We start from the raw sequence: 13,187 nt of genomic DNA on the forward strand, positions 1-13,187 counted from the left end.
GAAAACCGCTGCGCGACAACATTTTTCGATGAACTCGTTGGGGCCCAACGAGATTCAGCACGATGGTGTGGAATCCGCCCATCGAAAGGGTTTTCAGACGCGGGAACACCACCCGTTCGGGAGAACCACGACGCCCACCGCACCGGGTCCGATGTGCGCCCCGATCACGGCACCGACCTCCGACACCACGCAGTCCGCCGACTCCCCGAGCTGGGCGCGGATCCGGCTCGCGAGCTCCTCCGCGCGCTCCGGCGCGGCCAGGTGGTGGACGGCGATGGCCGCCGGCCCGGAACCGGCCGCGGACGAGGAGATCTCCAGCAACCGGGACATGGCCCGCGTCGTGGTCCGCACCTTCTCCAAGGCGGAGATCCGGCCGTCGTGGACGTGCAGCAACGGCTTGATCGCCAACGCCGTGCCCAGCACCGCGGCCGCGGTGCCGATCCGGCCGCCGCGCCGCAGGTACTCGAGGGTCTGCACGGAGAACACGGTGGTGGTGCGCTCGGCGGTGGCCGTCGCGGCGCGCTCCACCTCGTCCAGGTCAGCGCCCGCGCTCGCCGCTTCCGCCGCGGCCAGCACCGAGAACCCCAACCCCATCGCGGCGGACCGCGAGTCGACCACGCGGACCCGCTCGGGGGCGACCTCGCGCGCGGCCAGCCGCGCCGCGTCCCACGTGCCCGACAGCTGCCGGGACAGGTGCACGGCCACCACGCCGTCAGCGCCCTCGTCCAGGGCGGCGCGGAAGGTGCGCGCCAGCTCCTCCGGTGTCGCGCCCGCCGTGGTCACCCGGTGCTTGCGCGCGAAGGCGCGCGCCAGGTCGTCCGGCCCGAAGCCGGACTCGTCGACCGCGGCCGACCCGTCGACGCTGACGTGCAGGGGAACGGTCCGCACCGCGTACCGCTCGGCGTATCCGGCCGGCAAGTACGCCGTCGAATCGGTGACGACTGCGATGGGCACACCGCAACCCTACGACGTCACGGAGCGAGGCCGATCACAGCTCGACCGCGGCACGGCACCAGCCCTGGCGGAGCGGGGCACGCCGCCGAGATCAGTCCTCGGCGTGCGGGCCGGAGTTGTAGGCCATGAGCCGCCAGTGGGTGGGGCTGCGGCGCTTGAGCACCACCCAGTGGCAGTTGCTGACGCCGCCCAGGCCGGGCCACAGCTCCGCCGGGAGGCCGAGGAGCTTGGCCGTCAGCGCGGTGATCAGCCCGCCGTGCGCGCAGAGCAGCGCCGTCCCGTCGTGCTGGTGGTCGAGCTCCTCGACCACCTCGGCGGCGCGCTCGGCCACCTCGAGGCGGGACTCCCCACCCGGCGGCGCCCAGGTCGGGCTCGATCGCCAGGCGTCCATCCCGCCCGGCCAGCGGTGCTCGACCTCGGCTCCGCTGAGGCCCTGCCACTCGCCGAGGTGCGTCTCGCGCAGGCGCTTGTCCAACCGGACCGCCGCGCCGCTGACCTCGACGAAGGCCTGTGCGGTGTTGCGTGCCCGGGACAGGTCGGAGCTGACCGTGACGTCCGGCTCGAAGCGGGCGATCAGCGGCGCCGCCCGCCGGGCCTGCTGCCGCCCGGTCTCGGTGAGCGCGCTGTCCAGGTGCCCCTGCATCCGGCCGGCGGCGTTGAAGTCGGTCTCGCCGTGCCGCCAGAGCACCAGCCGGTCGAGGCTCACGCCTCGGCGTCCGAGTCGTCGTCCGCGGGCGCGTTGCGGTCCTCGAACTCGATGCGCGGGCAGTCCTTCCACAGCTTCTCCAGCTGGTAGAAGGAGCGCTCCTCGTCGTGCTGGACGTGCACCACCAGGTCGACGAAGTCCAGCAGCACCCAGCGGCCCTGGCGCGTCCCCTCGCGACGCACCGGCTTGGTGCCGGCCTCGCGCAGCTTCTCCTCGACCTCGTCGACGATCGCCTCGACCTGCCGCTCGTTCGGCGCCGAGGCGATCATGAAGCAGTCGGTGATGACCAGGTGCTCCGAGACATCGAGCAGGACCACGTCGGTGGCCTTCTTGTCCGCCGCGGCCTGCGCCGCGACCTGGGCCAGTCGGCGAGCGTTCTCAGTGGCTGCCACGTCACTCCTCTCGGGTGGGCTCGGTGTGCGACCCACGCCGGGTAGAAGGATAGGCCAGCGCGCGTCGCGGCAGGACGGACCACCTCGCTCCCACCACGTGCATCACATCCCGCCCCGCCTCGAGGACTACCCAGCGAGCAGCCTGGCCGTGTAGCCGGCGTCGACGAGGCGGCGGTAGGCCGCGTCGACCTCCGGTGGGACGTCCTGCGGGACGGCGAAGCCGCGCTCGGCGTAGGCGGTGATCCGCTGGGTGTCGCCGACGAGCATGGTGATGACCCGGTCGACGTCCCCGATCGCCCGGACGTAGTCGTCGAGCGGCACCCGCTGCGCGCTGCACACGAACTCGACCTCCGGCCAGACCTTCGTGGCCGTGGCGAAGGCCCGGCGCTGCTGGTACGGGCGGGACACCAGCAGCGCGGAGCGGACCCGGACCCCGGCCTCGTCGAGCAGGGCCCGGGTGAACTCGATGTTCTCCGCGGTGTTGGTCGCGCGCGGCTCGAGGAGGATCGCCGAGTCCGGCATCCCGCGTTCGAGCGCGCGCTCCCGGAAGTGCACGGCTTCACCGCGCGGGAACAGCTCGACGGTGGTCGGAGCGTTCGCGCCGGTGAACACCGCCAGCGGGGCGTACCCGGCCCGGTGCAGGTCCGCGACGTGGTCGGCCACGCCGAGGTCGTGCCCGCCCAGCCCGATGACCACGTCGCAGGCGCGGAGCGGGTGCCCGAGGCAGTGGTAGCGCCACAACCGCTCCACGTCCGCACGGAGCTCCGCGGGAACACCACCCACCACTGCGACCTCCTGGGGATCCGGGCACCGACGGCACCATCGTCCCCGTCCACCCCGGGCACCTGCCCAGCTACGGGCCCCACTCGGGGGTGACTTCGCGGTAGAGGCCGCGCTTGGAGATGTACTGGACGATCCCGTCCGGGACGAGGTACCAGACCGGCAGTCCCGCTCGGACGCGGTCGCGGCAGCCGGTCGAGGAGATCGCCATCGCCGGGATCTCCACCAGGGACACCGCGCCCGCCGGCAGGTGGGCTCCGTTGAGCGAGTAACCCGGCCGGGTCACGCCGATGAAGTGCGCCAGGTCGAACAGCTCGTCGACCCGGTGCCAGGACAGGATCTGCTCCAGCGCGTCGGCGCCGGTGATGAAGTACAGGTCCGCGTCCGGGTACTCGGCGCGCAGGTCGGTCAGGGTGTCCGCCGTGTAGGTCGGTCCCGCTCGGTCGATGTCGACACGGCTGACCAGGAAGCGCGGGTTGGACGCGGTGGCGATCACCGTCATCAGGTAGCGGTCTTCCGCCGGGCTGACCTCCTCGTGGCTCTTCTGCCACGGCTGCCCGGTGGGCACGAAGACGACCTGTTCCAGGCCGAACTGGGCTTGCACCTCGCTGGCGGCCACCAGGTGGCCGTGGTGAATGGGATCGAAGGTGCCACCCATGACCCCGATCCGGCGACGAGACATAGCTGCCAAGCCTAGAAAGGCGTCGCCGTGGGGCGCTCGGCGGGGCGCCGGGGAAGTGTCGCGGATCGCACTGCGGCGCGAGGCCCGACCCCGCCCCTCGCCGAGCCGGGCCACACTCCCTCACCAACCGCGGGGTCCGGCCTGGGATCCCCCAGGGCGGGCCGCGCGGCCCGTCGACCGCGGGACCCGGCCCGAGCTCCCCCCTCGGCCGGGCCCCGCGGCCCTGCGCGGCCCTCGGCGGCTGGGGGCCCACCTCGGGTCGCGGGCGCTGCCGTTCCGGCGCGCACAGGTGCGACCCCGCAGGTGGCGGGCCATGACGCGACCGCGCCCGTGACCTGGATCACTCCTCGGGGGCGATCACGCGGTCCGTCTCGACGTCCTTGACCAGGATGGCCTCGACCGGGCAGGACTCGGCCGCGTCGACGACCGCGTCGGCGGGCTCCACGCGGTCCTCCTTCGCGCTGGCGTAGCCGTCCACGAGCTCGAAGTGGTCCGGCGCCACCCCGGCGCACATGCCGCTGCCGATGCAGGTGTTCGCATCGATCTCGATCGACCAGCTCATTCGCCACCTCTTCCGAACTTGAGGGAGATCACACGTCACCTTGCCACGAGACCAGCATCTTCTGGGGCCCCCGGACGAGCATCCCCCGCTTCCACTCCACGTCCTCGGCCGAGGTCGCGAAGTCCAGGCCCGGCAGGCGCGTGAGCAGCGTGGTGAGCGCGATCTGCAGCTCCATCCGCGCCAGCTGGGCACCGAGGCAGTGGTGCGGCCCGTGGCCGAAGCCGACGTGCGAGGCCTCCTGGCGGGTCAGGTCCAGCACCTCCGGGTCGGTGAACACCGACCCGTCGCGGTTGGCGGCGGCGAGGCTGACCAGGACCGGCTCACCCGCGCGCACCAGCACCCCGCCCACCTCGACGTCCTCGGTGGCGTAGCGGGGGAACCCGGCGCCGCTGCCGAGCGGCACGAAGCGCATCAGCTCCTCGACCGCCTGCGGGACCAGGTCGAGGTCCGCGCGGAGCTGGGCGAGCTGACCGGGGTGCGTGAGCAGGACGTAGACGAAGTTCGGGATCTGCGTGGCGGTGGTCTCGTGACCGGCCACCAGGATCCCGGAGGCCAGCCGCACCATCTCCTCCTCGGTGAGCTTGTCCTCCTCGTCACGGGCCGCGATCAGCGCGCTGAGCAGGTCGTCGGCCGGTGCCACGCGCCGCTCGGCGATGAGCCGCGCCATGTAGTCGAGCATCTTCTCCGTGTAGTCGGTGACCTGCTCGGGGCTGAGCTTGGTGGTGGACAGGAAGGCGTCCGACCACACGCGGAAGTCCGCGCGGTCGGCGTAGGGCACACCGAGCAGCTCGCAGATGACCGTGATGGGCAGCGGCAGCGCGAACTCCTCGACCAGGTCGGCCGGGGCGCCGCGTTCGAGCATGCCGTCGACCAGGCTGTTGGCGATCTCCTCGGTGCGGGGCCGCAGCCGCTCCACGCGACGCGCGGTGAAGGCCTTCGCGACGAGCTTGCGCAGGCGCGTGTGGTCGGGCGGGTCCATGGTCAGCAGGCCGCCGTTGGCGGTGTTCGGCCGCATCCTCGGCTCGTCGCGGCGCAGCACCTCGGCCCGGCTGAACCGCGGGTCGCCCAGCACCGTCTTGGCGTCCTCGTAGCGGGTCGCCAGCCAGGCGGTGTCGCCGTAGGGCAGCTGGACCCGGCTGAGCGGTTCCTGCTCGCGCAGCTGGGCGTAGAGCGGGTCGAGGTCGAGCTTCTCGGCCTCGCTGAACGGGTAGGACCGCGGCTCCGTGGTGGTCATGCACAGCTCCCGGTGGACTCGCTGCGAGCGCTCACACGCTCACCCTACGCAGTCGACCGGTCACCCGCACGCCTTGTTGATCTTCTCGTCCGAGTCGTCCGCGCGCTCCCGCACCCAGGGCAGGACGACACCCGGGCGGCGGCCGCACCCCGTTCGCGGTGCGGCCGCCGGGTGGCTCAGCTCGCCGGGCAGGAGGTCGGGCCCGCCGGGGCACTGCCCGGCCGCACGTGGCCGTCGCCGAAGGCCAGCCACTTCGTCGAGGTCAGCTCCGGCAGCCCCATCGGGCCCCGGGCGTGCAGCTTCTGCGTGGAGATGCCGATCTCCGCGCCCATCCCGAACTCGCCGCCGTCGGTGAACGCGGTGGAGGCGTTGACCATCACCGCCGCGGCGTCGACCTGCGCGGTGAACTGGCGCGCCGCCCGGACGTCGGTGGTCACGATGGCCTCGGTGTGCCCGGACCCGTGCTCGCGGATGTGCTCGACGGCGGCGGGCAGCGAGTCGACCACGGCCGCGGCGATGTCCGCCGACAGGTACTCGGTGTCCCAGTCCTCGTCGGTCGCGGGCACCACGTTCGAGCCGCCCACGGCCACGACCCGCTCGTCGCCGTGCACGGTCACCCCGGCGCCGGCCAGCTCGGCGATCGCGCGGGGCAGGAACTCCTCCGCGATGGCCTCGTGCACCAGCACGGTCTCCGCGGCGTTGCACACGCTGGTGCGCCGCGCCTTGGAGTTCAGCAGGATGCGCAGCGCGGTGTCGACGTCCGCGCTGGCGTCGACGTAGACGTGGCAGTTGCCCACCCCGGTCTCGATCGCGGGCACCGTCGCGTTCTCCACCACCGCGGAGATCAGCCCGGCGCCCCCGCGCGGGATCACCACGTCCACCAGGCCGCGCGCGGTGATCAGGTGCTGCACCGACGCCCGGTCGTGGCACGGCAGCAGCTGCACGGAGTCCGCGGGCAGCCCGTGCTCGGCGACCACGTCGGCCAGGACCTCGACCAGCGCGGTGTTGGAGCTCTCCGCCGACGAGGACCCGCGCAGCAGCACGGCGTTGCCGGCCTTGAGGGCGAGCCCGGCCGCGTCCACCGTGACGTTCGGCCGGCCTTCGTAGACGATGCCGACGACACCCAGCGGCACCCGCACCTGCTGCAGCTGCAGGCCGTTGGGCAGCACGTTGCCGCGCACCACCTCACCCACCGGGTCCGGCAGCCCGGCCACGGTGCGCAGGCCGTCGGCCATCGCCTCGATGCGCTCGGTGCTCAGGCTCAGCCGGTCGATCAAGCCCTCGGCCATGCCGGACTCGCGGCCGCGGGCGACGTCGCGCTCGTTCGCGGCGAGGATCTCCGGGGCCCGCTTGACCAGCGCGTCCGCCATCGCGTGCAGCAGCGCGTCCTTGGTGCTGCGGGTGGCCTGCGCCAGGCCGGCGGACGCCCGCTTGGCCCGCCGCGCCGCGTCGCGCACCTGCTCCCGCAGCTGCTCGCCGGATGCCTTCTCTGTGGTCGTCGACTCCGTGGTGGTCACGGGCCCAGACTAGTCCGTTCGGACAACCGCGAGGCACCGAGTTTCGCCACGTGGCGGCCCCCGGACGACGCACGTCGGCGGAGTCCGGTAGGAATCGGGGCGTGGACGAACAGGCGCTTCGCGAATTCGCCGACGAACGGCTCCGCGCCCTGGCCGGGCCCGGTGCGACGCTGCGCGAGGACCAGTGGAGCGCGATCCGCGCCCTGGTGCTGGAGCGCCGCCGCGCCCTGGTCGTGCAGCGGACCGGTTGGGGCAAGTCGGCCGTCTACTTCATCGCCACCGCGCTGCTGCGCGAGCTCGGCGAGGGCCCGACGGTCATCGTCTCCCCGCTGCTGGCGCTGATGCGCAACCAGGTCGAGGCCGCCGCCGGGGCCGGGGTGCACGCCGCCACGATCAACTCGGCCAACCCGGAGGAGTGGGCCGACATCGAGGAGCGGGTCGCCGCGGGCGAGGTGGACGTGCTGCTGGTCAGCCCCGAGCGGCTGAACAACCCCGACTTCCGGGAGACCGTCCTGCCCGCGCTCACCCAGGACGCCGGGCTGCTCGTGGTCGACGAAGCGCACTGCATCTCCGACTGGGGTCACGACTTCCGCCCGGACTACCGGCGGCTGCGCACCCTGCTGACCGAGCTGCCCGAGGGCGTGCCGGTGCTGGCCACCACGGCCACCGCCAACGACCGGGTCGTGCAGGACGTCGCCGACCAGCTCGGCGTCGGCGGGGAGCACACCGGCCCGCAGGAGGCGCTGGTGCTGCGGGGCAGCCTGGACCGCGAGAGCCTGCGGCTCGGCGTGGTGCAGCTGCCGAGCGCGCAGGCCCGGCTGGGCTGGCTGGCCCGCCACCTCGCGGAGCTGCCGGGCTCCGGCATCGTCTACACGCTGACCGTGGCCGCCGCCGAGGAGGTCGCCGCGCACCTGCGCGACCAGGGCTACGAGGTCGCCGCGTACTCGGGCCGCACCGACCCGGCCGAGCGGCAGCAGGCGGAGGCGGACCTGCTGCACAACCGGGTCAAGGCGCTGGTGGCGACCTCCGCGCTGGGCATGGGCTTCGACAAGCCCGACCTCGGCTTCGTCGTCCACCTCGGGGCGCCCTCCTCCCCCATCGCCTACTACCAGCAGATCGGCCGCGCCGGGCGCGGTGTGCAGCGCGCCGAGGTGCTGCTGCTGCCCGGTGCGGAGGACCGGGACATCTGGAGCTACTTCGCCTCGCTGGCGTTCCCGCCCGAGGCCACCGTGCGCGCGGTGCTGGACGCGCTGGCGCAGCACGGGAAGCTGTCGACGGCCGCGCTGGAACCGCACGTCGAGCTCGGGCGCAGCCGGCTGGAGATGGTGCTCAAGGTGCTCGACGTCGACGGCGCGGTGCGCCGGGTCAAGGGCGGCTGGGAGGCGACCGGCGAGCCCTGGCACTACGACGCGGAGCGCTACCAGCGCATCGCGGCCGAGCGCAGGGCCGAGCAGCAGGCGATGTTGGACTACCTCAGCACGTCCTCGTGCCGCATGGAGTTCCTGCGCCGCCAGCTCGACGACCCGTACGCCGAGCCGTGCGGGCGCTGCGACAACTGCACCGGCTCCCGCTGGTCCAGCGACGTCGACGAGCAGGCGGTGCAGCAGGCGGAGCAGCGGCTGCGCCGCCCCGGTGTCGAGGTCTCGCCGCGCAAGATGTGGCCGAGCGGCATGGACGCGCTGGGCGTCCCGGTGTCCGGCAAGCTGCCCGCCGACGAGCAGGCGAGCACCGGTCGGGCGATCGGGCGGCTCACCGACATCGGGTGGGGCAACCGGCTCCGCGAGCTGCTCGGCAGCGGTGCCCCCGACCAGGAGCTGCCGGAGGACCTGTTCCAGGCCGCGATCCAGGTGCTGGCCGCGTGGGACTGGGCGCAGCGTCCGGTCGGCGTGGTCGCGCTCGGGTCGCGCACGCGTCCGCGGCTGGTGCGGAGCCTGGCCGCGCGGATCGCCCACATCGGGCGGCTGCCGCTGCTCGGCGAGGTGCTGACCGACCCGGGCACCACGCCGCGCCGCGCCACCAACAGCGCGCAGCGCGTCGCCGCGCTGTGGTCGCAGTTCCGGGTCCCGGAGGAGCTCGCCGCGAAGCTGTCCGCAGTGGACGGTCCGGTGCTGCTCGTGGACGACTGCGCCGACACCGGGTGGACGATCACGGTGGTCAGCCGCCTGCTCCGGAAGGCGGGCGCGCCCGAGGTGCTGCCCTTCGCGCTCGCCAGCACGAGCTAGGGCACCGCGGTCGTCAGCCGTCGAACCGGCCGGCGCGGACCCCGGCGACGAAGGACCGCCACTGCGCCCCGGAGACGGTGAGGTACCCGCCCTCCCGGTGCTTGGAGTCGCGGACCGCCGCACCGTCGCCGCAACGACCGACCTCGACGCAGTCGGTCTCCTGCGCCGACCGGCTCGACTTCCGCCACCCCACCGGCTGTGCCGTCATCACGCGAGAGCCTCCATCTCGTCCGCGCACTTCGTGATGAACGCGATCGACTCGGCGTCGTCCATCGCGAACGAGAGCAGGGTAGTGATCGCGTCCAGGTATTCCCGCGCGACTCCGGGGTTGTGGAGGAAAGCAGCCGAACGGTAGTGCTCCAGGTGCACGATCGGCTGAGCTTTGGGGAACTCGAACACCACGAACGGGCCGACGTGCCCGGGGTGCCAGCGGGTGCAGCCGGCGGGCACCACCCGCACGTCGATGTTCGGCCACTCCGCCAGTTCCGCCACCTTGTGCAGCTGCTCGGCCATCACGGCGTACCCGCCGATCGGCTCGCGGAGGGCGTTCTCGCTGATGATCGCGGTCAGGTGCGGCGCGTCACGGGAGGCCAGCACCTCCCGGCGGCCGAGCCGCATCAGCACCAGCTTCTCCGCCTCGCCCACGGGTTTGCCGCGCATCACCGCCCGCGCGTAGTCGGAGGTCTGCAGCAGGCCCGGCACCAACCCGGTGGCGACGTTGGTGATGCGGGTGGCGGTGCGCTCGAACTCGATGAGCGCGGTCAGCTCCTGCCGCACCCCGGCCCGGTCCGCGGTGAGCCAGTTCGGCGCGTCGGCGTCCCGCGCCATCTCCACGAGGCGGTCACGTTCAGCAGCGGGGAGGCCCAACGCGGTCACGAAGGCGGCCACCACGTCCGGGGACGGGACGGACCGCCCGGTCTCGTACCGCATCAGCTTGACGTGGTTGGTGTCGAGCTCCTGTGCCAGCGCACGCAGGCTCCGCCCGACCGCTTGCCGGGCTTCGCGCAGCTCCGCGCCGAGCGCGCGGGCCTTCGGCGTACCGCCAGTGGTCCGGGTCATGGACGTCAGCGAAACAGAATCCCGCGGCGGTAACCACTACCTGTTCAGGTAATTGGCCCCCTGTTTCCGTACCAGCAGAATGGTACGTCCGACAACGACCCACCAGGAGCACGAGATGCGGACCCCGGACGACGCCGCGACGACCTGCGACCCGACCGCGCGGGCCGCCGCGTCCGCGGTCCCGCGCTCGCCCCGCCACCCTGCTGCCAGGACGCGACGCACTCCCGGGGCGCGCCTCGGGTCGACCCGTGACAGGCGGTGATCGCTCATGCCACACCCGTTCCGCTGGCAACCGGGCGAAGGTCAGCGGCACGCCACGACAGACCCGCGACCGAAGGGTGGTTTCCCCGACGACACCCGGATCGCGACGTTGTGCGGTGCGCAGATCACTGTGGACAACTCCGACGTGGCGTGGCTGTGGACGACCTGCCCGGAGTGCAACCGCGGCGCGCACGAACTGGCCGGCACCCCGATCGTCCCCGGCTGAGCGGCGCGGTCACGGACCGCGGTCCCTGCTCACTCGCTGGATCCGGACCTTCCGAACGAGCGACGCAGACCGTACTGTGTCGTCACCCGTTCGAGGTCCGGAGTGCATCGACATGCCTCCTGGACGCGGGCGTCTTGCCACGACACCGGAGGATGCGATGTCCCAAGGCACGGCGACGACCGGGGAATCCCGGCTGCCCCTGCGCACCCTGGTCGCAGCGAGCATCGGCAACGCCATCGAGTGGTACGACTGGACCGTCTACACGGCCTTCAGCGTCTACTTCGCGAGCGCGTTCTTCCCCGGCGAGCTCGCGCTGATCAACACCCTGGCCACGTTCGCGCTCGCGTTCTTCTTCCGCCCGCTCGGCGGCTGGCTGCTCGGCCGGTTCGCCGACCTGCGCGGACGCAAGACCGCGATGCTGCTGACCATCTCGCTGATGGCCGGCGGGTCACTGGTGATCGGCGTGCTGCCGACCTACGGGACGATCGGCTGGGCGGCGGCGGTGCTGCTGGTGCTGGCCCGCGTCAGCCAGGGCCTCTCGCTGGGCGGCGAGGTGTCCAACGCCTCCGCCTACCTCGCCGAGATCGCGCCCGCCGCCAAGCGCGGCCGGTACTCGGCGTTCTTCTACATCTCCACCGGGACCGCGCTGCTCGTCGCGTCGCTGCTGGGCTACCTGCTGACCGCGGTGCTCGACGAGCAGCAGCTCACCGAGTTCGGCTGGCGCATCCCGTTCCTCATCGGCGGCGTGCTCGGCCTGCTGGGCATCTGGCTGCGCCGGACCCTGGAGGAGACCGAGCAGTTCGAGGAGAACCAGTCCAAGGCCAAGGCCCTGAAGAACCCGCTGTGGACCACGCTGACGCGGCACCCGAAGGCGGTCGGGCAGCTGGTGGGCTTCAGCATGCTCTCCACGCTGTGCTACTACACGTTCTTCAGCGCGCTGACGCCGTTCGCGGTGAACAACCGGAACGCCGACGCCACCGACGTCTTCCTGGCGCTGTCCATCGCCACCGCGCTGTTCGTCGCCCTGCAGTACCCGGTCGGTGCGCTGTCGGACCGCTTCGGCCGCAAGCCGCAGCTGCTGGTGTGGTCGGCGGCCACGGCGGTGCTCATCGTGCCGATGTCCAGCCTGGTGCGTCCCGGCCTGGGCAACCTGTTGGTGGTCTTCTGCGTCGGGATCGCGCTCTACACCGCGATGACCTCGATCGCCCCGGCGATCATGTCCGAGCTGTTCCCCACCGAGCTGCGCGGCCTGGGCATCGGCGCCTGGTACAACCTCACCGTCGCGGTCTTCGGCGGCACGGCGCCGCTGGTCATCCAGACCCTGGCCCGCTACGAGCTGTCGACGGTGTTCTTCTGGTACATCGCCATCGCTTCCGCGATCGCGTTCTTCGTGATCCGCACCCTCCCGGAGACCCGGGGCACCGAGCTCCGCTGACGCACGGCCGCTGGCCCCCGGGGCGCCTCGGGGGTCAGCGGAGGGGCACCAGGTCGTCGGCGTGGACCACCTCGCGGCGCTGCTCCGGCGGGAGCTCGTGGGTGGAGCGGCCGATGAGCTCCGGCAGCTCCGAGGCGTCGTAGGCGACCACGCCGCGGGCCACCACCACGCCCGACGGGTCGACCAGTTCCACCACGTCACCGCCGTCGAAGGCGCCCTCCACCGAGGTGATGCCCGCGGCCAGCAGGGAGCGGCGGCGCTCCACCACGGCCGTGACCGCGCCGTCGTCCAGCCACAGCCGCCCGTTGGAGTCGGCGGCGTGCGCGAGCCAGAAGCGGCGCGCCGACAACCGGCTGCCCGTGGCGGCGAAGGCGGTGCCCACGTCCGCCGGGCCCAGCGCCCGCTCGGCCAGCGCGGCCGAGGTCAGCAGCACCGGGATGCCCGAGGAGCAGGCGACCCGGGCCGCCCCCACCTTCGAGGCCATGCCGCCGGTGCCGAGGCCGGACGCACCGGTGCTGCCCGCCTGCACGCCGACCATGTCCGCGTCGCCGTTGACCTCGCGGACCACCGAAGCCCCGCCGTGGCGCGGGTCCCCGTCGTACAGGGCGTCCACATCGGACAGCAGGATCAGCGCGTCGGCGCCCACCAGGTGCGAGACGAGCGCGGCGAGCCGGTCGTTGTCACCGAAGCGGATCTCGGTGGTGGCCACCGTGTCGTTCTCGTTGACCACCGGCACCGCGCCCAGCCCCAGCAGCCGGTGCAGGGTGCGCTGGGCGTTGCGGTAGTGGCCCCGCCGCATCACGTCCTCGGCGGTCAGCAGCACCTGCCCCACGGTCAGCTGGTAGCGGGAGAAGGACTCGGCGTAGGCGTGCGCGAGGGCCTGCTGGCCGACGCTCGCGGCCGCCTGCTGGGTGGCCAGGTCCCGCGGCCGGCGCCGCAGCCCCAGCGGCGCGAGGCCCGCCGCGATCGCGCCCGACGACACCAGCACGACCTGGCACCCCGACGCCACGCGCCGGGCCACCGAGTCGACCAGCGCGGACAGCCGCTCCGGGTCGAGACCGCCCTCGGTCGTGGTGAGCGACGAGGAGCCGACCTTCACCACGATCCGCTGCGCGGCCGCCACCGCCTTCCTGGTCGCCGAGAGCTCCTCGGTCACC

14 protein-coding genes are annotated in these 13,187 nt (G+C 72.9%); 3 read left to right on the top strand and 11 right to left on the bottom strand.

What is annotated here, in order from left to right:
• Window positions 1–93: 93 nt before the first annotated feature.
• From HNR68_RS23510 to HNR68_RS23545, 8 genes are all read right to left on the bottom strand, one after another.
• Entirely contained in the window at window positions 94–954 is an 861-nt protein-coding gene (locus HNR68_RS23510) for a DegV family protein (RefSeq protein ID WP_179723912.1), read from the bottom strand.
• Between the two features lie 91 nt (window positions 955–1,045).
• A complete protein-coding gene (locus HNR68_RS23515; protein ID WP_179723913.1) occupies window positions 1,046–1,660 on the bottom strand; it encodes a histidine phosphatase family protein in 615 nt (204 codons plus the stop codon).
• The gene (gene rsfS / locus HNR68_RS23520) at window positions 1,657–2,052 is read right to left on the bottom strand and encodes a ribosome silencing factor (RefSeq protein ID WP_179723914.1); all 396 of its coding nucleotides are present in this window, start codon (window positions 2,050–2,052) and stop codon (window positions 1,657–1,659) included. Before rsfS ends, HNR68_RS23515 begins: the two co-directional genes overlap by 4 nt.
• A gap of 126 nt (window positions 2,053–2,178) precedes the next feature.
• Window positions 2,179–2,835, bottom strand: a complete 657-nt coding sequence (locus HNR68_RS23525) for a YdcF family protein (protein ID WP_343050358.1) — start codon at window positions 2,833–2,835, stop codon at window positions 2,179–2,181.
• A gap of 70 nt (window positions 2,836–2,905) precedes the next feature.
• The gene (gene nadD / locus HNR68_RS23530; protein ID WP_179723916.1) at window positions 2,906–3,514 is read right to left on the bottom strand and encodes a nicotinate-nucleotide adenylyltransferase; all 609 of its coding nucleotides are present in this window, start codon (window positions 3,512–3,514) and stop codon (window positions 2,906–2,908) included.
• A 340-nt stretch (window positions 3,515–3,854) separates the two neighbouring features.
• Window positions 3,855–4,076: a ferredoxin gene (locus tag HNR68_RS23535; protein WP_179723917.1), complete on the bottom strand. Its 222-nt coding sequence runs from the start codon at window positions 4,074–4,076 to the stop codon at window positions 3,855–3,857.
• 28 nt (window positions 4,077–4,104) lie between these two features.
• Complete coding sequence (locus tag HNR68_RS23540; protein ID WP_179723918.1) at window positions 4,105–5,310, bottom strand: cytochrome P450; 1,206 nt, start codon at window positions 5,308–5,310, stop codon at window positions 4,105–4,107.
• Between the two features lie 176 nt (window positions 5,311–5,486).
• On the bottom strand, window positions 5,487–6,827 hold the full coding sequence (locus HNR68_RS23545; protein WP_179723919.1) for a glutamate-5-semialdehyde dehydrogenase: 1,341 nt from the start codon (window positions 6,825–6,827) through the stop codon (window positions 5,487–5,489).
• 101 nt (window positions 6,828–6,928) lie between these two features.
• On the opposite strand from HNR68_RS23545, the gene HNR68_RS23550 reads away from it, so the two are divergent.
• Window positions 6,929–9,049, top strand: a complete 2,121-nt coding sequence (locus tag HNR68_RS23550) for a RecQ family ATP-dependent DNA helicase (protein WP_179723920.1) — start codon at window positions 6,929–6,931, stop codon at window positions 9,047–9,049.
• Window positions 9,050–9,062: 13 nt separating this feature from the next.
• Here the strand turns inward: HNR68_RS23550 and HNR68_RS23555 are convergent, their stop codons facing one another.
• Together HNR68_RS23555 and HNR68_RS23560 are read right to left on the bottom strand one after the other, a co-directional pair.
• Window positions 9,063–9,257 carry a DUF397 domain-containing protein gene (locus HNR68_RS23555; protein ID WP_179723921.1) on the bottom strand — a complete coding sequence of 65 codons (195 nt, stop codon included), beginning with the start codon at window positions 9,255–9,257 and terminating at the stop codon, window positions 9,063–9,065.
• On the bottom strand, window positions 9,257–10,108 hold the full coding sequence (locus HNR68_RS23560) for a helix-turn-helix domain-containing protein (RefSeq protein WP_179723922.1): 852 nt from the start codon (window positions 10,106–10,108) through the stop codon (window positions 9,257–9,259). Before HNR68_RS23560 ends, HNR68_RS23555 begins: the two co-directional genes overlap by 1 nt.
• 268 nt (window positions 10,109–10,376) lie before the next feature.
• Between HNR68_RS23560 and HNR68_RS23565 the strand changes: the two genes are divergently transcribed.
• Together HNR68_RS23565 and HNR68_RS23570 are read left to right on the top strand one after the other, a co-directional pair.
• Window positions 10,377–10,595 (top strand): HC3 family zinc finger protein, encoded by a 219-nt coding sequence (locus HNR68_RS23565; RefSeq protein WP_179723923.1) that lies wholly within the window; start codon window positions 10,377–10,379, stop codon window positions 10,593–10,595.
• 157 nt (window positions 10,596–10,752) lie between these two features.
• Entirely contained in the window at window positions 10,753–12,030 is a 1,278-nt protein-coding gene (locus tag HNR68_RS23570) for an MFS transporter (RefSeq protein ID WP_179723924.1), read from the top strand.
• Between the two features lie 34 nt (window positions 12,031–12,064).
• Here the strand turns inward: HNR68_RS23570 and proB are convergent, their stop codons facing one another.
• The gene (proB, locus tag HNR68_RS23575) at window positions 12,065–13,186 is read right to left on the bottom strand and encodes a glutamate 5-kinase (RefSeq protein ID WP_179723925.1); all 1,122 of its coding nucleotides are present in this window, start codon (window positions 13,184–13,186) and stop codon (window positions 12,065–12,067) included.
• Window position 13,187 lies beyond the last annotated feature (1 nt).

Origin of the sequence: Saccharopolyspora hordei (genome assembly GCF_013410345.1) — a bacterium.
GTDB lineage: Bacteria > Actinomycetota > Actinomycetes > Mycobacteriales > Pseudonocardiaceae > Saccharopolyspora > Saccharopolyspora hordei.